Source organism: Maricaulis parjimensis, from assembly GCF_016817355.1.
Classification (GTDB): domain Bacteria; phylum Pseudomonadota; class Alphaproteobacteria; order Caulobacterales; family Maricaulaceae; genus Maricaulis; species Maricaulis parjimensis.
This window is the reverse complement of the sequence record NZ_JADOTT010000005.1, coordinates 197,104-217,512: the sequence shown is the minus strand read 5'-3', so window position 1 is coordinate 217,512 and position 20,409 is coordinate 197,104. Positions and strand designations below refer to the sequence as shown.

Genomic DNA, 20,409 nt, shown 5'->3' with positions numbered 1-20,409 from the left:
CAGCGCATAGTCACGCCATGACTGGCAAGAGAGAAACCAAAAAGCGGGCGGTTCGCAAAGCCCTTTACGAGGCTGCGGTGCAGCTGATCGAACACCATGGCTATGAAGCGGTGAGTGTCGACCAGATCGTCGCGCTCGCCGGCGTCGCCAAGGGAACCTTCTTCAACCATTTTCCCGGCAAGGCGGATGTGCTGGCCGACTGGTACCGCGCCGCCATGCAGGGCGGGCTGGAAACCGACCTGTCCGGCATACCCTCCCTGCCCGAGCAATGGCTGGCCCTGGCGCGCGCCAGTGTCAGCGGCGCGGCGGCCTCACCGCGCATGTGGACGGCCAAATCGGAACAGGCACCCGCCACGCCGTCCATCCAGGCTGTCGAGCGCGAGATTGACGTTGCCCTGCTGGAACGGATGACACAGCTGGCCCGAAACGCCGGGTTTGATCGTGCGACCGACCCGGCCGCACTGGCCGATCTGGGTTTGACCCTGATCACCGGCACGATCCGGGAAGCGCAGGTCACGGGACAGGCCGATCGTCTGGACGACCGGCTGGGAGAACGCCTGCGCACATTGTGCACCCTCGCCGGCTATACAGGCCCTTGATTGCCCGGCGCGAAGCGACTAAAGATGACCGCAGTCATTTTTGGAGTGTGCCTGTGTTTCGCCTGTCCCCGACTGCACCGCTTTGCCTGATCGCCGCCTTGGGTCTGTCGGCCTGCGAGATGGATATGACGCCGCCAGCCGGCCGCCAGCCAATCCAGAATGAAGCCGGAATTCTGCCTGCGGCGCAGGGTGTCTGGCACAATGGCGACTATGGCTGGATCCTGGAGATCGGCCCGGCCGGGATCACGCGCTGGCAGGACACGCCGGCCGGCTGCTATCGCACGGCCCAGGACGGCCCCACCCTGATGAGCCAGGTGGAATACCGCTATGTCACGCCGGTCTCCCCGGACCGCGCCCAATTCGAATACCTGCCCGGTGACGGTCACACGATCTTCGACCGGCTCGACGCCCTGCCCGGCCGCTGCGGTGCCCGGGACCTGTCCGGCCATGCCGGGACTCTGGACATCTTCGCCTCGATTTTCCAACAGCACTATGCCTTCTTCGAGCGTCGCGGCGTGGATTGGACCGCCCGGATCGACGAGGCCCGCGCCGGTCTTGCCGATGTGGAGAGCGATGCGGATTTCTTTGCCCTCCTCTCCGCCATGATCGAACCCTTGGGCGACAGCCATACCAAGCTGATTGCTCAATTCGATGGGGAGCGCCACCGGGCGCAATACGGGCTGGGCGAGACCCTGCCGATGATCCATGCGGGCATGGGCGAAACACCCTGGCTGATCGGGATCATCGATGGGCTGATGAATGACGTGCTCGATCCGGGCGCCCGCCACATCCTCAATGACCGGGTGATCGTCGGCACGATTGATGGCCGGATCGGCTATATCCAGATCTTCACCATGGGCGGGTTCGACGACACGCTCGAGCCGGGCACGCCAGACTGGGCCGCCGGGGAGCTGGCCGCCCTGCACACCATGCTCGACGAGGCCCTGACCGAATTCGCCGGGCTTGATGGCGTGATCCTGGACCTGTCGAACAATCGCGGCGGTTATGACGCCGTGACCCGTGCCATCGCCAGCCACTTCACCACTGAGGCCTTTGACGGTTATTCAGTGCGAACGGACTGGGACGGAAATCCCGACATCACCTACCGGATCGAACCGGCCGAAGGTGTACGATACAGCGGCCCTGTCACCGTGCTGACCAGCGACGTCACCGTCTCCGCCGGCGAGATCACGACCTTGATGCTGCGCCAGCTGCCCCATGTCACCCAGGCCGGCCAGACCACACGCGGCGCCTTCTCCACCCCGCTCGCCAAACCCCTGCCCAATGGCTGGTATGTCGAACTGGCCAACGAGATATTCGCGGATGCGGACGGCATGGTCTACGAGGGGATCGGCCTGGAACCGGACTGGCCGCTCACCGTGTTCGACCCGGCGGACCCGGTGGCGTCACACGGTGCCGCGGTACGGGCGGTGGCAGCACGGATGGCGGCCGCCAACTAGTCCTCCAGCTCCAGCACCTGGCCTTCTTTCACGCGCACGACGATCCGGTCGAGTGTCGAGAAATCGGTGAGCGGATCGGCGTCCAGCACGAGGAAGCTGGCCTCAAATCCCGGTTCAATGGCGCCGATGGCCCGTTCCGGGAAAATCTCGCGACCGGTCGCGATCCAGGCCTGGATCAGGGCCAGGTCATCCAGAATGCCGACCGCGCGCTGATAGTCGATCTCATCCCGCGTGGTGAGGCCGAAATTGTCGATGCCGATGCGGATCGGAACCCCCGCTTCATGCAGCGCCGCCAGCACGGTGTGGTGGACCTCATCCATCACGTCCTGATGCTCGGGATTGAGGCGGACGGCAGCCGTCGCCACGACCGGGATGCCCCGCTGAGCGGCGAGCGCCAGCACGTCGGCAGCGGGGACTTCGCTTGGCAGACCATAGCCCGGCTCCCAGGACGCGCCCGGCATGTGGAGGATCATGTCGACGCCCGCCTCGACAGCGACGCGGAAATCCGCCGCGTTGGAGACGTGGGCACCGACGCTCAGCCCGCGCGCATGGGCGATCTGCACCGCGGGGGCGGCGAGGGCCGGATCGAGACCGACGATGGAGTCAAAATCCGGATAGTCGCGGGCATTGCGATAGTCCGGGTCGGCCAGCAAGCGCGCGCGCTCGGCATGCGTGTCGGAATTTTGCAGGAAGATTTTGACGAAATCCGCGCCCTGCGCCTGCACACGTGCAATAGCCGCCTCGACCTCATCCCGTGTCTCGACCGGATGAAAGGCCTCGCCGACGAAATCCTCACGGGTAAAGCCGCTATACCAGAACTGCGTCATGACCTCGATATAAGCGCCCTCGGGATGACCATGGGGCGCTGTGAGCCCGCCCATGGAAAAGCTGACATCCACCGTGTCGCGCGTCGCCAGGAGCGGACGGATGCGCGCGATGTTCGGCGCATAGGCGCCGGGATTGCGGGCATAGAAGACACCCTGGCGCAGCATTTCCGGGGAAAAGCGCTGCACGGTCCACTCGGTCTCGAATTTGTGCGTATGGCCTTCGCCAAAGGGCGGCAGAACATACTGCCCGTCCAGCGTCACCACCCGGTCGGCCCGGACCCTGGCCGGGTCGACAAAGCGCTCGCCGGCCACCGCAAAATCGCGCTGTTCGAACCCCGCCCCGGTCCACACGAAAGCGTCCCGGTAGAGAACCGTCTCAACCGCCACTTCCTGGGCTGGCAGCGGCGGTGTGACACTGCCCGCCATCAGCACCGCTGCGCCCAGCGCGCTGCCGGCCATGGCCAGGGGCAGAGAGCGTGTCATTGCGGCGTGCCAGACGCCTCCGGCCAGCCGGCCCATCCAGTCGAACATGGTCATTTCCCATTCGCAAAGCATCCACGATCCGATATCGCGGCGTTCAACGAGGGATAGACCGGTGCCGGGAGCGGTCCGGAAAAACTCTGTAAATCTGCGAGATTGCCGGTGAAGCGACACAAGAAACGGTCAAATCGACAGGGCCCGCATCTTCTGCGCGCCGGCGCGGCTGGTCTTCACGCTTTCCCCGCCAAGCAATTGCAGGCTCATACAGCCATTGCCGGCCGGCTCGGCCCGCAGCACCGCTTCCAGATTGACGATGTGGGAACGGTGAACCCGGACAAAACTCGCCTCGGGCAGCAGCGCCTCGAACTCGCTCAGGCTCTTGCGGGAAAGATGGCGGCCGTTCGCTGTTGTGAGTTCGGCATAATCCCCCGCACCGGAGACCAGGAGGATCTCGTCAAGCGCCAGGGGCATCCACTCATCCCCGATCCGGGCCATGACACGCTGCGCCGCATCTTTCGGTCTCGCCGCTTCTGCGCCAGCAACCGCCTGCAGCGCGAGCAGCTCCTCGCGGAAGGCGATGGAATAGGCGAGTGCGGCCACGCCGCCATACAGCCCCATCCCCTGGAACATCTGCCAGATGAAGGCTGCACCGATGAAAGGCTGGACCGAGAAGCCGGCACTCAAGGACCCGTGCGACCAACCCAGCAGGATGATGACACTGGCATACCAGCCGACAGCAAAAACCGGGGCTGCCACGGCGTGAAACAGGCCCTGCAGCCAGACCGGCCAGGACATGACGCGCTGCCGGATGAGCGTGATCGTCCCGAAGGCCCACAAGCCCAGCGACCCGGCATTGGCCAAGGCCGAGCCAATATCTTCCATCAAGGGGTTGGATGTCGTCAGGCGGAAGACGACGCTATAGCCGATAAAGAAGAGCAGTGTGCCGCACAGGCAAACAAGAAGCGCCGGACTGGACGACAGAAGCGCCCGGATCCTCCGGATAGGACTCAGGCCCGTTTCGGCTCCGCCCTCGCTCAACCCGCCGCCAGCGCTGCAGCGATGCGTTCGGCAGCGGCCTCGTCCTGGCCCATGGCTTCCAGCGCCTTGGCGGCGATGTGGCGGGCGTTGAGACCGGCTTCTTCATACATGGCGTAGGGCGTGTCCTGGTCCTGGAAAATGTCCGGCAGGGTCAGGGTGCGAACCTTGAGACCGCGATCCAGCAGGCCGGCATCGGCCAGCCAGTGCAGGACAAAGCCGCCGAAGCCGCACTGGGCGCCCTCTTCCACCGTGATCAGGACTTCATGCTCACGCGCCAGGCGAGCGATCAAATCGGTATCCAGCGGTTTGGCAAAACGGGCGTCGGCCACCGTGGTGGAGAAGCCCTGCGCGGCGAGCGCGTCAGCCGCCTTGAGGCTTTCACCCAGGCGCGTACCCAGGGAGAGAATGGCAATGCGCGAGCCTTCGCGGACGATGCGGCCCTTGCCGATCTCCAGCGGGGTGATCTGTTCGGGCATCTCGATCCCGGTGCCATTGCCGCGCGGATAGCGGAAGGCGGAAGGCCGGTCGTCAATCTGCGTCGCCGTCGCGACCATGCGCGCCAGCTCGACCTCGTCGGCCGCGGCCATCATCACCATGCCCGGAAGCTGGCCCATGAAGCCCAGATCGAAGGATCCGGCATGGGTACAGCCATCGGCACCGACCAGTCCGGCCCGGTCGATGGCAAAGCGCACCGGCAGGTTCTGGATCGCCACATCATGGACGACCTGGTCATAACCGCGCTGCAGGAAGGTGGAATAGATCGCCGCAAAGGGCTTCATCCCGTCCGCCGCCATACCGGCTGCGAAGGTGACAGCGTGCTGTTCGGCAATACCGACATCGAACATGCGGTCCGGGAAGCGTTCGGCAAACAGGTCCAGCCCGGTACCGCCCGGCATGGCGGCGGTGATGCCGACCACGCGCTCATCCGTTTCCGCCTCGCGGATCAGCTGCTGGGCGAAGACCTTGGTGTAAGAGGGCGCATCCGCCTTGGATTTCTGCTGTTCGCCGGTGACGACATTGAACTTGGCGACACCGTGATACTTGTCGTCGGCGGCCTCGGCCGGGGCATAGCCCTTGCCTTTCTGGGTGACGACATGGATCAGGACCGGGCCGTTATCCCCGTCGCGCACATTGCGCAGGACCGGGACGAGCTGGTCGAGATCATGACCGTCGATCGGGCCGACATAGCGGAAGCCCATCTCTTCGAAGAGCGTGCCGCCCATGGCCATGCCACGCATGTATTCCTCGGCCCGGCGCGCGGCTTCCTCGACACGCAGCGCCTTGGCCACGCCCTTGCCCAGCTTGCGCAGGCTGCGATAGCCCTGCGAGGAAACGAGGCGGGCGAAATAATGGCTCATCGCGCCAACGGGCGGGGCGATGGACATGTCATTATCGTTGAGGATGACGATTAGGCGGCCACCGATATGGCCGGCATTATTCATCGCCTCATAGGCCATGCCCGCAGACATGGAACCATCACCGATCACGGCGATCACATTGCGGTCGTCCTCACCCTTCAGATCACGCGAAACGGCAAAGCCGAGACCGGCGGAGATCGAGGTGGAGGCGTGGGCCGCACCGAACGGGTCGTATTCGCTCTCCGCGCGCTTGGTGAAGCCGGACAGGCCACCGCCCTGGCGCAGGGTGCGGATGCGGTCACGGCGGCCGGTCAGGATCTTGTGCGGGTAGCACTGGTGGCCGACATCCCAGATCAGCGTGTCGCGCGGCGTGTCGAAAACATGGTGCAGGGCCGTGGTCAGTTCGACCACACCGAGGCCGGCGCCCAGATGCCCGCCCGTCACCGACACGGCATCGATCGTCTCCGCGCGCAGCTCGTCTGCGACAGCGCGCAGCTGTTCCACGCTCAGATTGCGCAGATCCGCCGGAGTCTGGATGCGATCAAGTGCCGGGGTTATGGGTGCCATTCGGTTCCCGCCTCTCAGGAGCGCCGCGCCACGACGAAGTCGACAGCCTCGCGCAATACATCTGCCCGTGCGCCGAAGGGATCAAGGTGTTCCTTGGCCTGTGCGGCCAAATGCCTCGAACGCTCTTTTGCGCCTTCGACCCCCAGAATGGTGACAAAGGTGGCTTTTCCTTGACCGGCATCCTTGCCGGCTGCCTTGCCCATTTCTGACTGGTCGCCTGTCGCGTCCAGAAGGTCGTCGGTGATCTGATAGGCCAAGCCGAGATCGTGCGCAAACCCTTCAAGCGCCCGGCGGACATGATCCTCCACCTCTTTCAGGATGGTGCACATCTCCACGGCGTAAGAGATCAGCGCACCCGTCTTCATCCGGTGCATGCGCGTGACGACGGAAATGTCGAACTGCTCGGTCTCCGCGCGGATATCGATCATCTGCCCGCCGACCATGCCATAGGGCCCGGAAGCGCGGGACAGGCGCTCGACCAGGCGGGCACGGACACTGCCGCGCTGGTGCGTGTCGGGATGCGCCAGGATCTCGAAGGCGACCGATTGCAGCGCGTCACCGGCCAACACGGCCGTGGCCTCGTCATAGGCCTTGTGCACGGTCGGACGGCCGCGCCGCATGTCATCATCATCCATGCAGGGCAGATCATCATGGATCAGCGAATAGGCGTGGATGCATTCCAGCGCGCAGCCGGCGCGCAGCACACCGCGATCATCCGCACCGACCAGCTTGCCGGCCTCAACCGCCAGGAAGGGACGCAGGCGTTTGCCCGGCCCCAGCGCGGCATAGCGCATGGCGGAATTGAGATGGGCTTCCGGACCCTCGGCGCGCGGCAGGAGCGCATCCAGGGCAACGGTCACGCGGTCGGCGGCTTCATTGAGACGCTGTTCAAAGGAATCCATGGCGAGCCTAATGCATCCGTGAGCCGTTGGGCGCACCCTGATCGGGTGCGAGGAGAATGATGGCGCCTTCAGCGTCGGAGACACCGAGGACGAGAATTTCAGAGCGGACGGGCCCGATCTGGCGTGGCGGGAAATTCACCACGGCCATGACCTGGCGGCCGACCAGCTGTTCCGGTGTGTAATGCACCGTGATCTGGGCGGAACTCTTTTTGACACCCAAATCCTCGCCCATATCCACCCACAGCTTGATCGCAGGCTTGCGGGCTTCGGGAAAGGGTTCGGCCTGAACGACTGTCCCCACACGGATGTCCAGTTTCAGGAAGTCCTCGATACTGGCCGGCGGCGTGGGTGTTTCGGACATGGATCAGTCCAGCCCGGCCGGTTCGGTGGCCGGCTGACCGTCTTCACCCTTCACGATTTTCTCGACCTTCAGCTCAGCCGTTTTCAACTTGGCCTCGCAATGGGTCCGCAGGGCAGCGCCCCGCTCATAGATCTCGATGGAACGCTCCAGCTCCACTTCCCCGGATTCGAGCTGCTGCACGATGCGTTCAAGCTCGGCCGCGGCCTGTTCGAAGCTCAGGCTCTCAATGTCGGCATTGGGGGTTTGGGACATGGTGGGGCTCCTCGTGTGACCGGCAGCATAGAAAGCGGGATCAGGCCCGGCAATGGCCGGTGCACCCGATTATTCAGCCGATATGTCAGGCGGTGGGTCTGGCGATTATTCCGGCCGGTATTCATACTGGCGCCAGGACCAGTATGTATCACCGCCATCGAGCACACAGGCCCAGTCCCGGCTGCGCAGATGCGGCCGCATCATGCGGTTGAACCAGCCATGGGCACACAGGACAACCGGTCCGGCGGCAGCGGCCTCGATCAGGCGCACAACAGCAGCTTCGGCGCGGGCTTCCGCCTCCGGACGGCTCTCGCGACCGCGGGCATGCCCCATCCACCAGGAACAGCGTGCAAACACGCCCCAGGTCTTGGCCATGAACTTGCCCGGCAGGGCCGGTGGCGGCAGTTCGGCCTCCACGAACATCGGGTCGATCACCAATTCCCGGCCCGGCGCCACGGCCTGGGCGGTCTCGATGGCGCGCTGGAGCGTTGAGGCGAAAACAGTGTGCGACGCTGCCGCGGCTTCCTTCAGCGCATCCGGCGCCGTCTGCCCCTCAGCCAGGCTCGCCGGCTGATAGATATTGTCCCACCAATCCTCATAGCCCCGCCAGTCCAGCCAGGCCTCGCGATTCGCATCAGGCCGGCCATGCCGGGCGATGATGATCCGGCCGGGAGCGCTATCGGGCTTATCGGGAAGGGACGCTGTCATTCACTCAGGAAGCCGGTCGGGGCAATCGGGACCGGAAGGCGCGCCCCGCCGCTGCCTGCCAATTCAATCCTGTCACAAGTCAGGCCTCGCCAAGGGCCTGCACGAAGGCGCAGGCCGAGCGCGCCAGAGCCGGGCAGTCGTATCCGCCCTCCAGCACGGAGACAAGACGGGAAAACGCAAATTCCCGGGCAATGCCAGCCAGTTGTCCGGCGACCCAGGCATAATCATTCTCATCCAGGGCAAAACCGGCCAGCGGATCATTGCGATGGGCATCAAATCCGGCCGACACCAGGACCAGGGCCGGCTTGGCGCGGCGAAGGGCCGGCAAGGCTTCGGCCTCGAAGGCCCGGCGCCAGTCGGCACTGCCTGTCCCTTCAGGAAGCGGGATATTGACGATATTGCCGTTGAGACCGGTTTCCCCGGCATTGCCGGTTCCCGGATAGAGCGGCGCCTGGTGCAGGGAGATGAAGGTGACACGCTCATCCGTCTCGGCGAGGCATTGCGTGCCATTGCCGTGATGCACATCGATATCGACAATGGTGACCGAAGGCAGGCCGTGCACGTCCAGTGCATGCTTTGCAGCCAGCGCAATCTGGTTGAACAGGCAGAAGCCCATGGCGCGATCGGGCTCGGCATGGTGACCCGGCGGGCGGGCCAGGACGAACCAGGCCCCCTCCCCGTCTTCCACGGTCCGGTCCACCGCCATCAGCGCACCGCCGACACCACTCAGCGCAGCCCGGGCCGAAAGCCCGCAGACCAGCGTGTCGGCATCCAGCGCCACCCACTCCCCCTCGCCCGCTTCAGCGCAGGCCGAGAGGACGCGATCCACATGTTCCACCGTATGGAAGCGGGCGAGCGCCTCGACCGGCGCCTGTTCGGCCGTCAGCCATTCACTGACCGGCACGGTTTCCAGCGCTTCACGCACGGCGCTGTAGCGGCCGGCATGTTCGGGATGCCCGTCGGGCAGGCGGTGTTCAAGGCTGGCGGGGCTGTCGACAATACCGGTTTTCATGACGGCGATTGTCCCGAAATCCGGCCGGCTTGCCCAGCCCCAAAACAGCGTGATTCAGGCCGGAAGCTGGACCCCGAACGCGTTCGAGCGCGCCGGGAGCAGGACGACATCCTCCATGAACTGTCTGTAGTCGCAGAGGATTTCCTCGTCCGCCTGGATATCGCGCGCCGCGCAGCCACTGCCATCCACGGCCGAGAAGTCCAGATTGGGATCATCGGCGTGATTGAGGAAACGAGCATGGTCGCCATCCAGGAGATAGGCGCCCAGCGTGCGGTCGAAATAGGCATAGCGCCGGATGAAGCCCTTGTAGACATCGGGCCGTTCCGCGATCTGGGCCGGCGACAGGAGAATGTCGACATCACGGTCCAAAACCCAGAGCAATTGGCCCTTGGGAATGAATTGCGCGGCATACACGCCCAAGCCTTCCAGCGGGCTGGGTGAGAGATAGGTTTCGACCAGGAACATGGGCCGGACACTCCAGCCGGCCGCGTCGACGGACGGCGAGGATCACGCGGCGGTTGTCCCGGCCGCAGAGTGCGACGCTCCAGCGCCCATATTGGCGAATTTGGGGGAAATACAAGCGGGATTCTAAACGCGCCCGGCCGGTCAGAAATTATAGGGCGAGCCCGCGCGCACCCACGCCACGGCAAAGGCCACGGCCAGACCTGCAATCACCACCACACTGAACCATCCCGAACCTGAGCGCGTCTTCATTGTCCACCCCTGCCACTTCTAGCTTTCGGGGGGAAATTAGGGGTGAATCCCATTCACGGCGTGATCCAGATCACACCCCCTGTTCGAAGGGCGCGGGTGTGGCGCTAATGCCCCAGTGAGACATTCATGATCTTCACGCCCGGCGGGGCGGGCGGCTCTTCCGGCACGAAGAAATCAGGCAGGAGTTCCACGGACGGGTCGTAGGAATACTGGTCCAGATCCCGCTCGCCCTCCTCCCAGAGGAAGCTGTCATCGATCAGGAAATTGCCGGTGAATTCCGCGGCCGGCTTGTTGAGCACCTTGTAGGCCGTGTCCGCGAGAATCTCCGGCTTGCGGCAATTCTTCATCGCCTCTTCATTGGCCAGGACATTGGAGATGGCGGCGGTCGCGACGGCCGTGCGCGGCCAGATCGCATTGGCGGCAATCTTGCCCTTGAACTCCTCACCCCAGCCCAGAATGCACAGGCTCATTTGGTATTTGGCCGAGGTGTAGGCGACGTGCGGACCGAACCACATCCCGCGCATGTCCAGCGGCGGCGCCAGGGCAATGATGTGCGGATTTTCCGCCTTCATCAGGTGGGGCAGGCATTTCTGCGTCGTCAGGAAGGTGCCGCGTCCATTGACCTGGTGCATCAGGTCATAGCGTTTCATGGGCACATCGGCCGTCCCGCGCGGAAAGATGGCGGAGGCGTTGTTGATCACGGCATCAATGCCACCGAACCGGTCCACCGCCGCCTCGACTGCGGCTTCCACAGCGGCTTCGTCGCGGATGTCGCACTTCACCGCAAGCGCCTGGCCACCGGCCGCCTCAATGCTTTCAGCCGCCGTATGGATCGTGCCTTCCAGGCGCGGATCCGGCTGGTCCGACTTGGCAGCGATGACGATATTGGCCCCGTCGCGCGCGCAACGCTGACCGATCGCCAGACCGATCCCGCGGCTGGCACCCGTGATGAAAATCGTTTTGCCCTTGAGACTCATGACCGCTCTCCCCGTTTGAGTGTTGGGGAGAGACTAGTCCGGTCCTACAGACCCTGCCAGACCCGGCCGCGCGGACAATACATGCCCTCTTCACGGCGGCAGCGCTCGAAGGTGAAGAGCACGGTCTCGGCACGGCCGACGACATTCTCCAGCGGCACCAGGCCGGGACCTTCCGGCGCGCGGCTGTCGCGGGAGGCATCACGGTTGTCACCCATCACGAAGACGGTGCCGGGACGCACGGTCACCGGGCCGTAATCATCCAGCGGGGCATTGTCGCGCTGCTCATAGATCGGATGCTCGCGACCGCCGGGCAGGACTTCCGTGTAATGGGTCACCGTCACCGGCAGGCCCGACGGGTGTTCGCGATAGGTGCGGATCTCGTCGAACTCGCGCACCACGGCTTCACCATTGAGGTAGAGACGGCCCTCGCGCACTTCCACGACATCACCGGCCACACCGATGACGCGCTTGATCAGATTGCGCGGCGGGGACTGGCGCTCATCGCGGAAGACGACGACGTCACCGCGCTGCGGGCTGTGCCAGGCCAGACGCCCATTCCAGCTCTCCGGCAGGATGTAGCCAATCCCCAGCGGCAGGGAATGCACCGAATAGCCATAGGCCCATTTGGACACGGCCACGCGGTCGCCCACTTCCAAAGAGGGCTGCATGCTTTCGGAAGGAATGTGAAACGCCGCAAAGCCGAAGGTCACCAGACCCAGCCAGACAGCCGCGACACCGCCAAGAAAACGGGCAGTCTCGATGATTTCACCGGCAGCACGGCCAGCCAGACGTTTCATCAGGGGATTCATTTCAGCTTCACCGCCGTTCCATAGGCCAGGATTTCCGCGGCCCCTTCCATGACGGAGGAGGTCGACAGGCGCACCGTAACGATGGCGTCAGCGCCCAGTTCTTCGGCATGCTTGCACATGCGGTCGAGGGCGGTTTCGCGGGATTCGGCGAGCAGGTCTGTATATTCCGGGACTTCGCCACCGACCAGATTGCGCAGGCCGGCGATGAAATCACGTCCGAAAAAGCGGGCCCGCACGACATTGCCGCGGGCAATGCCCACAATATGGTCGATCTCGCGGCCCGGAATGGTGTCCGCCATGGAAACGATCAGGCTCATTCTTCCTCCCCCTCTGCAATGCGCACGCGATGCGCGGGCGCCCGCAGATACATGATGGCCAGCCCGAAACCCGACAGAAGCAGGGGCCAGGCCCAGACATAGGTCGCCGGATAGGTCAGATACCAGTCCGCGAACCAGCCCAGTGCGACCAGAACGGCATAACCGGCCAGTCCCAGCAGCAAAAAGACCGGGCCCAGAACATCCGACAGGCGCGCCATTGTCATCCGAACTCTCCTCAAAGCGGCAAGCCGCATGTTCGGCATACGTCGAAACGGGAACGCAACCAAGGCACTGGCCGCATCATGACAGCATTTTCAGACAAGCGTGGCCTGTTCGCCGCACAGCCGGGAATGGGGAAAAACGGGCGCGCAATCCCCATTCTTTGGTCCCCATTTCGCCATCATCGCGGATCATAAGGGCCAGCATGATGAGTGATACGATCTATGAACCCAACCGCGCCCCGGCTGCGGACCGCGACGACAAATGGCTGACCGGCCTGAACTATGTACTCTTCCTGGTCGGCAATATCATCGGCGTGTCCAGCCTGATCGCCGTGGTCATCGCCTATGCCCGCCGCGATGCGGCGCCCAATTGGCTGCAATCCCACTACACCTACCAGATCAAGAGTTTCTGGGCGGCCCTGGTCGCGGTCGTCGCCTGTACGGTGATGATTTTCTCGGTCGTGCTGTCGCCGATCGGCCTGCTCGGCCTGGCCCTGGTCTGGATCTGGATGGCGGTCCGCTCGGTCATGGGGCTGGTCCGCCTCGTCGACGGACGTGGCCAGCCGGATCCGCACGGCATGTGGGTCTGATCGCTAACGCGGATCAGAAGCCCACATCGGCGATCATCTCGGCGCCCATCGTGATGTCATCAACGCGCGAGGGCGCCAGCGTCATCACCGATTCCGCGTAGAAATTCGCCAGCGCAATGCGTTCCGCCGCAAAGGCCGGATCGCCGATCTCTTCCTTTTGACGGCGCCGTGCGGCGACCGCGCCCACGCAGAGCAGCCATCCGCCCACAGTCTCGCCAGCCAGCGTTTGGAAAGGCGTGGCACCGGCCAGCCGGTCTTCCATGTCCGCCTCTTTGAGCCAGTCCACGGCTTCGCGCATGGATTCCAGACTGTCGCGCAGTCGCTCACCCAGCGGCGGCAGGTCCGGATGGGATGAGGTGTCACAGGCCTCAATCGTCTGCTCGATATCATCGAACAGCTCGTCAAAGGCCGCGCCGCCATCCATGCTCAGCTTGCGGCCGACCAGATCGATCGCCTGGATCGCATTCGTGCCCTCATAGATCGGCGTGATGCGGGCATCGCGGAAATGCTGGGCCGCACCGGTTTCCTCGACATAGCCCATCCCGCCATGTACCTGGATGCCGGCCGAAGCGACCTCGACACCGATATCGGTGGACCAGGCCTTGGCGATCGGGGTGAGCAAATCCTCACGGCGCTTGAAAGCGGCCTTTTCGTCGGCATCCTCGGAATAATGGGCCAGGTCCGCGGCGACGGCGCAGGAAATGCAGATCGCGCGTGACGCGGCGATCTTGGCGCGCATGCCGGCCAGGGTCCGCTTGATGTCGGGATGATGGATGATCGCGTGCGGGGCCGGGCCGTCAGCCCCGATGGCCTTGCCCTGCTTGCGCTCGCGGGCATAGTCCAGCGCCTGCTGATAGGCGCGCTCAGCAATGCCGACACCCTGGACACCGACATTCAGGCGCGCCGAATTCATCATCGTGAACATGCAGCGCATGCCGGCATTCTCTTCGCCGATCAGCCAGCCCTTCGCGCCGGTATATTCCATCGTGCAGGTCGGCGAGCCATGGATGCCCAGCTTGTGCTCCACCCCGATTGCGCGCAGGTCATTGCGCGTCCCGTCCGGCAGGATTTTCGGCACCAGGAAGAGCGAGATCCCCTTCGTCCCTTCCGGCGAACCCGGCGTGCGGGCCAGCACCAGATGGATGATGTTCTCGGCGCAGTCATGCTCACCCCAGGTGATGAAAATCTTCTGGCCCGACACGGCCCAGCTGCCATCGCCATTGGGTTCCGCCTTGGAGCGCAGGGCCCCGACATCGGACCCGGCCGACGGTTCGGTGAGATTCATCGTGGCCGACCACTCACCCGTCAGCAGTTTGGAGAGATACATCGCCTTCTGCTCATCGGAACCGTGCTCGATCAGCGCCTCGATGCCGCCATAGGTCAGCATCGGGCCCAGACCGAAGGCCAAATTGGCGCCCTGGATCATTTCCAGAACGGCCACGCCCAGCGCCCGCGGCAGACCCATTCCGCCCAGCTCGGCCGGGAATTGCAGCCCCTGCCAGCCGCCCTCGACGAATTGGGCATAGGCGTCCTTGAACCCGGTCGGCGTGGTGACGACATCGCCCTCCAGCTTGCAGTGCTCGGCATCACCCACCCGGTTGAGCGGGGCGAGGACATTCTCGGCCAGCTTGGCCGCCTCATCGAGAATGGCCGCTGTCAGATCGGCGGAGAAATCAGCGAAGGCGCCAGTGGCTTTCAGGCCTTCCACGGCCGCCACTTCTTCCAGCGTGAAGCGCATTTCATCCACGGGTGCGCGATAAGTCATGGCCGACCTCCGATCAGTGTTCTGGGGTTTGTTTCTTGTTTTGTCTGCGCGGGAACATAGCGTTTCGTCCGGATGATGCGAATCCGGAAACAGTGTTTTGTTCAAGCTGCGACAAGCTGTGGCTTTTCGGACGCGGCGACAGGGTGCATACCTGAACGCAACGCGCAGCTTCGCCTGCCTTGCGAAAGGGACCGACATGACCGACACGCCCCGCTACACCGCCATCGCCATCATCCTGCACTGGGTCATCGCGGCCCTGCTGATCGGCATGGTCTTTTTCGGCTGGTACATGGAAGACCTCAGCCATGGCTTCCGCGAGGGCATTGTCCCGATCGACCAGGTCCTGCAGGCCTATAACTGGCACAAGACGATCGGTCTGCTGATCCTCTTTCTCTCGCTGGCCCGCCTCGCCTGGCGGCTGACACACAAGGCACCGGGCATGCCCGAGGGCATGAAGCCCTGGGAGAAAATGGCCGCCCATGCCGTGCACGGCCTGTTCTACGTCATCATGATCGGCATGCCGATCCTGGGCTGGATCGCAGCCTCGGCCTCCGAGTTCGACTCGTTCCTGTTCAACAATCCCGACATGACCATGCCGCGCCTGCCCGTGCCGCAGAGCGAGGGCTTGCACGAAGTGTCCGGCTCCATACATGGAGCGGGCGGTTGGCCGATCCTGATCCTGTGGGTGCTGCATGCGGGCGCCGCGCTGAAACACCAATTCCTGGACAAGGACGGCCTGCTGGGCCGCATGATCCCGCTGCCCTTCCTGAAAGGCTGAACCATGTTGCGTCGCGTTTTTGCTTTCGCCCCCCTGCTCGTTGCCGCGCCGGCCTTTGCGCAGGACTGGACCGTCGACACCGAGGCCAGCTCGGTCGGTTTCGAAACGCGTGTGTCCGGTGCAATGGTCGCGGGCGAGTTTCCGGACTGGCATGCGGACATCACGCTGGACCCGGACAATCTGGAAGCAGCCCGTATCGAGGCGCGCGTCCTGACCGCCAGCGGTTCGACCGGCAATGTCCAGATGGATCAGTCCATGCTGTCCAATTCCGGTCTGAACCCGGTTGAACACGAGGCCGCGACTTTCATCTCCGACGATATCCGCGCCACGGAGACCGGTTATGAAGCGCATGGTGTGCTGAGCATGGCCGGTTCCGGCCAGGACATCATCCTGCCCTTCACGCTCGAGATCACCGATGGGCGCGCTGTCGCCGACAGCCGCTATACCCTCGCCCGCGCCGACTATGGTGTCGGCTCATCCAGCTGGGGGTCGGCGGCCAGCGAAGTCACCCTCATCCTGCATATCGAAGCGGACGCCGCGCAATAATCGGGCAAACAGGCTTGCCAGCCTGCGCTGGCGGGCCTAGCTGACGCCTCATGACCGCGCCGATCAAACCCGCCAACGCCGAAGCCATCGCCGAAGCCGCAGACATCCTGCGGCGCGGCGGGCTTGTCGCCATGCCGACAGAGACGGTCTATGGCCTGGCCGCGGATGCCGCCAATGCCGACGCCGTAGCACGTCTCTACGCCGCCAAGGGCCGGCCGAGTTTCAATCCGCTGATCGCCCATGTCACCGGCCCGAAAATGGCGAAAACGGTCGCAGACTGGCCGGAACTCGGCGCGAAACTGGCCAGCACCTACTGGCCCGGCCCGCTGACCCTTGTCCTGCCGAAGAGGCCGGACGCTGACATCGCCGACATTGCCAATGCGGGCCTCGACACGATTGCCCTGCGCGCACCGGCGCATCCGGCGGCCAAAGCCCTGCTCGCCGAATTCGGCAAACCCCTTGTCGCCCCCAGCGCGAACCCGTCCGGCTCGATCAGCCCGACCACGGCCCGGCATGTTGCTGAAGGCCTGGGTGACAAGGTCGACCTCATCCTCGATGGCGGGGCCTGTCCGGTCGGCGTGGAATCCACGGTCGTGGCCATTGATGGCGACAGGGCCATCCTGTTGCGCCCCGGCGGTCTGGATCGCGTGCAGATCGAACCGATCACCGGCCCGCTGGCCCGGCCGGAGGCCGATGCGCCGCTGGCCAGTCCCGGCATGCTGAAAAGCCACTACGCGCCGGATGCGAAAGTGCGCCTCAACGCGACAGAAAAACGCCCCGGCGAACTCCTGATCGGGTTTGGCGAGATCGGTGGCGATCTCAACTTGTCCGAGAGCGGTGATCTCGTCGAAGCGGCAACCCGCCTGTTTGCTGCACTTCGCGAGATCGATTCCCGCCATCCTGACGCAATCGCGGTTGCGCCCATCCCGGATCGGGGCTTGGGTGAAGCCATCAATGACCGGCTGCAGCGTGCTGCCGCCCCGAAGGACTGACCTGCCATGACCGCGCCTGTTTCCCTGCCCACCGATCTGCTCGACCGTTTGAAAGAGACGCTCGGTCCGAAAGGCTGGAGCCAGGATCCGCACGAGCTGGAACCGCATGTCGCCGACTGGCGCGGCCGCTATCAGGGCGCCACGCCCATCCTGCTCAAACCGGCCACTACGCAGGAGGTCGCCGCCGCGGTGAAGCTCTGCGCCGAGGCCGGTGTCGCGATCACGCCCCAGGGCGGCAATACCTCCCTGTGCGGGGCCGCCACGCCGCAGGGCGAAGTCCTGATCACGCTGAAGCGCATGACCGGCGTGCGCGAGATCGATGTCGACAATGATTCAATGACGGTCGAGGCCGGCTGCGTTCTGGAAAACCTGCAGAAGACGGCTGAGGGCGTGGACCGTCTCTTCCCGCTCTCCCTGGGCTCCCAGGGCTCGGCGATGATTGGCGGGCTGATCTCCACCAATGCCGGCGGCGTGCATGTCCTGCGCTATGGCATGACGCGCGAACTGGTCCTTGGCCTGGAAGCCGTGCTGCCCGACGGCACGATCTGGACCGGGCTGACGGGCCTGCGCAAGGACAATACTGGCTATGATCTCAAGCAATTGCTGATCGGTGCCGAGGGCACGCTGGGCATTATCACCGCCGCCACGCTGAAACTCTTCCCGCGTCCGGGCCGGATGGAACTGGCCTTCATCGGCCTCAACTCCGCGGACGAGGCCGTGAAATTCCTGGGCATGGCCAAGAAAGTCTCCGGCGGTGCCGTGACGGCCTTCGAGCTGATGCCGCGCATGGCGCTGGAACTCGTGCTCGACCATGTTCCCAACACGCGCGACCCGCTGGGCGAGGCTCATCCCTGGTATGTCGTCTGCGAGATGAGTTTCGGGCGGCCGGAAGGCGCGCGCGAGACGATGGAAGCCGCTCTGGAAGCCGGATTCGAAGCCGGCCTCGTCCAGGATGCCGCCCTCGCCGAAAATGACAGCCAGATCCACGATTTCTGGCGTCTGCGTGAAACCATCGCCGAGGCCGAACGCGCCCAGGGCAAGGCCGTGAAACACGACATCTCCATCCCGGTCTCCAAAATGCCGGCCTTCATGGCGCAGGCCACACAAGCCGTGGAGGCCGAGTTCGACAACACGCTGGTCATTGCGTTCGGCCATGTCGGCGATGGCAATGTCCACTTCAATGTCACCACGCGCGATACCGCCGGTGCCGACATCCTGGAAAACGCCAAGGCCATCTCCTCCCGCGTCTATGACATGGTGGACAGCTATGGCGGCTCCATCTCGGCGGAACACGGCATCGGCATCCTCAAGCGCGAGGAACTCTCCGGCCGCAAGCCGGTCGATGTCGCCGTGATGCGCGCCATCAAGACCGCACTGGACCCCAAGGGCATCATGAATCCGCGGGTTTTGTTGGGGTAGGCCGGACAATCTCCACAGTCATCCCACGGTGCCCGAAGGGCATCCGGGGGACCTGCGCTCGCCTGTTGGAAAGGCGAACTCCGCCACAGGCGACAACTCGCAACCCCGTTAGCTAAGGTCCCCCGGATCACTGCTGCGCAGCGACCGTGGGATGACGGGAAGAAAGAGAGATGCGTGAGTGAAGCGCCAAGCCCCCCATTTCGGGGATGGCGCTCCACGTCTGTTGCGTGGATATTCTCAGCCGGTTCCTGGAGATCCGCATGCCGCGTCTGCTTGCCGTCCTGATTTGCTCCCTCGTCCTGACGGCCTGCGAGGCCCGCCAGCCCTCAGACATTGGCGAACAGGCTCTCGCCCTGGGAGACTGGGGCTGGGAAAACGGGGCCGGCTGCACCGGTGAGCGCGACCTGATCCGGTTCAGCGAAGAGCGGATCGACTTCATCCGGGACGGTGAAACCGTCCACACGTCCCCCCTGTATGAGCGCGAACTCGTGCATGCTGAACGGATGGCGGGCGTGGACGGGCGGCTGGAGAGCACTTTCTGGACCTGGTATCGCCTCGATGAAAACGGCGAAGCCCTCTTCGTGCGCGACCGCTATTCCGTGCGCTATCTCGGCGGTGAATTCAGGGGCCTCACCTTCGCCTCCCGCGAGGAGCGGCCGGCCGATGGCGGACGCTTCCGCCGGGTTCGCGGCGATCACCTGCCCGACGGTACGCTCATGCCCTGCACCCCGGCGGCCCCATAGCCTCCCTCTATCCACCCCATAAATCATTTCAGCGGCTGCCCGACTGGAAACCCGTGGACGCCCTCCCTATCCTTGGAGGCCAAGGAGAATGTCCATGCTGATTCTGTTGTCGCCCGCGAAAAACATGAATTTCGACCCGGTCGAGCGCGCCCTGCCGTCCACGACCCCGTCGCTGATTGATGATACGCGCATCCTGTCCAAGACGACCCGTCAGCTCACCGTCTCCAAGCTGAAATCCATGATGGGGATCAATGAGGATCTGGCCCAGCTCAATCGTGAGCGGTTCCAGGTCTTCGATGCCGATCAGCCGGGCGAGAAACAGGCCGCCCTGGCCTTCAATGGCGAGGTCTATCGCGGTCTCGATGCGGCGACGATGTCCGAGGATGACCTGGCCTATGCCCAGGATCATCTGCGCATCCTGTCCGGCATGTATGGCGCGCTGCGTCCGCTGGATGCCATCCACCCCTACCGCCTGGAAATGGGCCGCAAGCTGCACACGCGCCGCGGCGAGAACCTGTATGATTTCTGGGGCAAAAAGATCGGCCAAGAACTCAATGGCCTGATGGAGGGTGAGGCTGAACCCGTCGTCCTCAACCTGGCCTCCAACGAGTATTTCAAATCCGTCGACAAGAAGACGCTGAAAGCCCGCATCATCACGCCGGTCTTCAAGGAAGAAAAAGACGGCCAGCTGCGCGCCCTCATGGTCTACGCCAAGAAAGCCCGCGGCATGATGGCCCGCTGGGCGATCGAAAACCGCATCTCCGACCCGGCCGACCTGGTGAAGTTCGACGCCGGCGGCTACCGGTTCGAGCCGGACGGGAGCAAGGGCGACAACCTGCTCTTCACCCGGCCCCAGCCGGCGCCAGCGAAAGCGGCGTAGATTATCGCCCCCCTCATGCCGTCATCCCCCGGCTTGTCCGGTGGACCTGTGCTCGCCTGCATGCAGGACTGACTCATTTTTCCCGGACGCAGTC

The 20,409-nt window shown here is 64.2% G+C and carries 23 protein-coding genes; 9 read left to right on the top strand and 14 right to left on the bottom strand.

Annotated features, from left to right (window positions below; all coding sequences use genetic code 11):
• Window positions 1-17: 17 nt before the first annotated feature.
• Window positions 18-599: a TetR/AcrR family transcriptional regulator gene (locus I0K07_RS10585; protein WP_203293165.1), complete on the top strand. Its 582-nt coding sequence runs from the start codon at window positions 18-20 to the stop codon at window positions 597-599.
• 53 nt (window positions 600-652) lie between these two features.
• The gene (locus I0K07_RS10580; RefSeq protein ID WP_203293163.1) at window positions 653-2,059 is read left to right on the top strand and encodes a S41 family peptidase; all 1,407 of its coding nucleotides are present in this window, start codon (window positions 653-655) and stop codon (window positions 2,057-2,059) included.
• On the opposite strand, the gene I0K07_RS10575 is transcribed toward I0K07_RS10580, so the two are convergent.
• The 13 genes from I0K07_RS10575 to I0K07_RS10515 form a co-directional block, all read right to left on the bottom strand.
• The gene (locus tag I0K07_RS10575) at window positions 2,056-3,417 is read right to left on the bottom strand and encodes an amidohydrolase family protein (RefSeq protein WP_203293161.1); all 1,362 of its coding nucleotides are present in this window, start codon (window positions 3,415-3,417) and stop codon (window positions 2,056-2,058) included. The genes I0K07_RS10580 and I0K07_RS10575 overlap by 4 nt on opposite strands.
• Window positions 3,418-3,549: 132 nt before the next feature.
• On the bottom strand, window positions 3,550-4,248 hold the full coding sequence (locus I0K07_RS10570; RefSeq protein ID WP_238934784.1) for a LytR/AlgR family response regulator transcription factor: 699 nt from the start codon (window positions 4,246-4,248) through the stop codon (window positions 3,550-3,552).
• Between the two features lie 152 nt (window positions 4,249-4,400).
• Window positions 4,401-6,329: a 1-deoxy-D-xylulose-5-phosphate synthase gene (dxs, locus tag I0K07_RS10565; protein ID WP_203293157.1), complete on the bottom strand. Its 1,929-nt coding sequence runs from the start codon at window positions 6,327-6,329 to the stop codon at window positions 4,401-4,403.
• A gap of 14 nt (window positions 6,330-6,343) precedes the next feature.
• Window positions 6,344-7,231 (bottom strand): polyprenyl synthetase family protein, encoded by an 888-nt coding sequence (locus I0K07_RS10560; protein ID WP_203293155.1) that lies wholly within the window; start codon window positions 7,229-7,231, stop codon window positions 6,344-6,346.
• Window positions 7,232-7,238: 7 nt separating this feature from the next.
• A complete protein-coding gene (locus tag I0K07_RS10555; protein WP_203293153.1) occupies window positions 7,239-7,592 on the bottom strand; it encodes a tRNA-binding protein in 354 nt (117 codons plus the stop codon).
• Between the two features lie 3 nt (window positions 7,593-7,595).
• On the bottom strand, window positions 7,596-7,844 hold the full coding sequence (locus I0K07_RS10550; RefSeq protein ID WP_203293151.1) for an exodeoxyribonuclease VII small subunit: 249 nt from the start codon (window positions 7,842-7,844) through the stop codon (window positions 7,596-7,598).
• 105 nt (window positions 7,845-7,949) lie between these two features.
• Window positions 7,950-8,552, bottom strand: a complete 603-nt coding sequence (locus tag I0K07_RS10545; protein ID WP_203293149.1) for a histidine phosphatase family protein — start codon at window positions 8,550-8,552, stop codon at window positions 7,950-7,952.
• Between the two features lie 79 nt (window positions 8,553-8,631).
• The gene (locus tag I0K07_RS10540; RefSeq protein ID WP_203293147.1) at window positions 8,632-9,564 is read right to left on the bottom strand and encodes a histone deacetylase family protein; all 933 of its coding nucleotides are present in this window, start codon (window positions 9,562-9,564) and stop codon (window positions 8,632-8,634) included.
• A gap of 54 nt (window positions 9,565-9,618) precedes the next feature.
• On the bottom strand, window positions 9,619-10,029 hold the full coding sequence (locus tag I0K07_RS10535; protein WP_203293145.1) for an SET domain-containing protein: 411 nt from the start codon (window positions 10,027-10,029) through the stop codon (window positions 9,619-9,621).
• Window positions 10,030-10,382: 353 nt separating this feature from the next.
• A complete protein-coding gene (locus I0K07_RS10530; protein ID WP_203293143.1) occupies window positions 10,383-11,255 on the bottom strand; it encodes an SDR family oxidoreductase in 873 nt (290 codons plus the stop codon).
• Between the two features lie 44 nt (window positions 11,256-11,299).
• Complete coding sequence (lepB, locus tag I0K07_RS10525; protein WP_238934761.1) at window positions 11,300-12,052, bottom strand: signal peptidase I; 753 nt, start codon at window positions 12,050-12,052, stop codon at window positions 11,300-11,302.
• Between the two features lie 8 nt (window positions 12,053-12,060).
• On the bottom strand, window positions 12,061-12,381 hold the full coding sequence (locus I0K07_RS10520; RefSeq protein WP_203293139.1) for a YbjQ family protein: 321 nt from the start codon (window positions 12,379-12,381) through the stop codon (window positions 12,061-12,063).
• On the bottom strand, window positions 12,378-12,605 hold the full coding sequence (locus tag I0K07_RS10515; RefSeq protein ID WP_203293137.1) for a hypothetical protein: 228 nt from the start codon (window positions 12,603-12,605) through the stop codon (window positions 12,378-12,380). Before I0K07_RS10515 ends, I0K07_RS10520 begins: the two co-directional genes overlap by 4 nt.
• Before the next feature lie 203 nt (window positions 12,606-12,808).
• On the opposite strand from I0K07_RS10515, the gene I0K07_RS10510 reads away from it, so the two are divergent.
• Window positions 12,809-13,192 carry a DUF4870 family protein gene (locus tag I0K07_RS10510; RefSeq protein WP_203293135.1) on the top strand — a complete coding sequence of 128 codons (384 nt, stop codon included), beginning with the start codon at window positions 12,809-12,811 and terminating at the stop codon, window positions 13,190-13,192.
• A gap of 13 nt (window positions 13,193-13,205) precedes the next feature.
• On the opposite strand, the gene I0K07_RS10505 is transcribed toward I0K07_RS10510, so the two are convergent.
• Complete coding sequence (locus tag I0K07_RS10505) at window positions 13,206-14,957, bottom strand: acyl-CoA dehydrogenase (RefSeq protein WP_203293132.1); 1,752 nt, start codon at window positions 14,955-14,957, stop codon at window positions 13,206-13,208.
• A gap of 196 nt (window positions 14,958-15,153) precedes the next feature.
• Between I0K07_RS10505 and I0K07_RS10500 the strand changes: the two genes are divergently transcribed.
• The 6 genes from I0K07_RS10500 to yaaA all read left to right on the top strand — a co-directional run bounded on the left by I0K07_RS10500 (window position 15,154) and on the right by yaaA (window position 20,315).
• Window positions 15,154-15,735, top strand: a complete 582-nt coding sequence (locus I0K07_RS10500; protein ID WP_203293130.1) for a cytochrome b — start codon at window positions 15,154-15,156, stop codon at window positions 15,733-15,735.
• A gap of 3 nt (window positions 15,736-15,738) precedes the next feature.
• A complete protein-coding gene (locus tag I0K07_RS10495; protein ID WP_203293129.1) occupies window positions 15,739-16,281 on the top strand; it encodes a YceI family protein in 543 nt (180 codons plus the stop codon).
• A gap of 50 nt (window positions 16,282-16,331) precedes the next feature.
• Window positions 16,332-17,273: an L-threonylcarbamoyladenylate synthase gene (locus tag I0K07_RS10490; protein WP_203293127.1), complete on the top strand. Its 942-nt coding sequence runs from the start codon at window positions 16,332-16,334 to the stop codon at window positions 17,271-17,273.
• A 6-nt stretch (window positions 17,274-17,279) separates the two neighbouring features.
• Window positions 17,280-18,692 carry an FAD-binding oxidoreductase gene (locus I0K07_RS10485; protein WP_203293125.1) on the top strand — a complete coding sequence of 471 codons (1,413 nt, stop codon included), beginning with the start codon at window positions 17,280-17,282 and terminating at the stop codon, window positions 18,690-18,692.
• A gap of 260 nt (window positions 18,693-18,952) precedes the next feature.
• Window positions 18,953-19,435: a hypothetical protein gene (locus I0K07_RS10480; protein WP_203293123.1), complete on the top strand. Its 483-nt coding sequence runs from the start codon at window positions 18,953-18,955 to the stop codon at window positions 19,433-19,435.
• 94 nt (window positions 19,436-19,529) lie between these two features.
• On the top strand, window positions 19,530-20,315 hold the full coding sequence (yaaA, locus tag I0K07_RS10475; RefSeq protein WP_203293121.1) for a peroxide stress protein YaaA: 786 nt from the start codon (window positions 19,530-19,532) through the stop codon (window positions 20,313-20,315).
• Window positions 20,316-20,409: the final 94 nt, after the last annotated feature.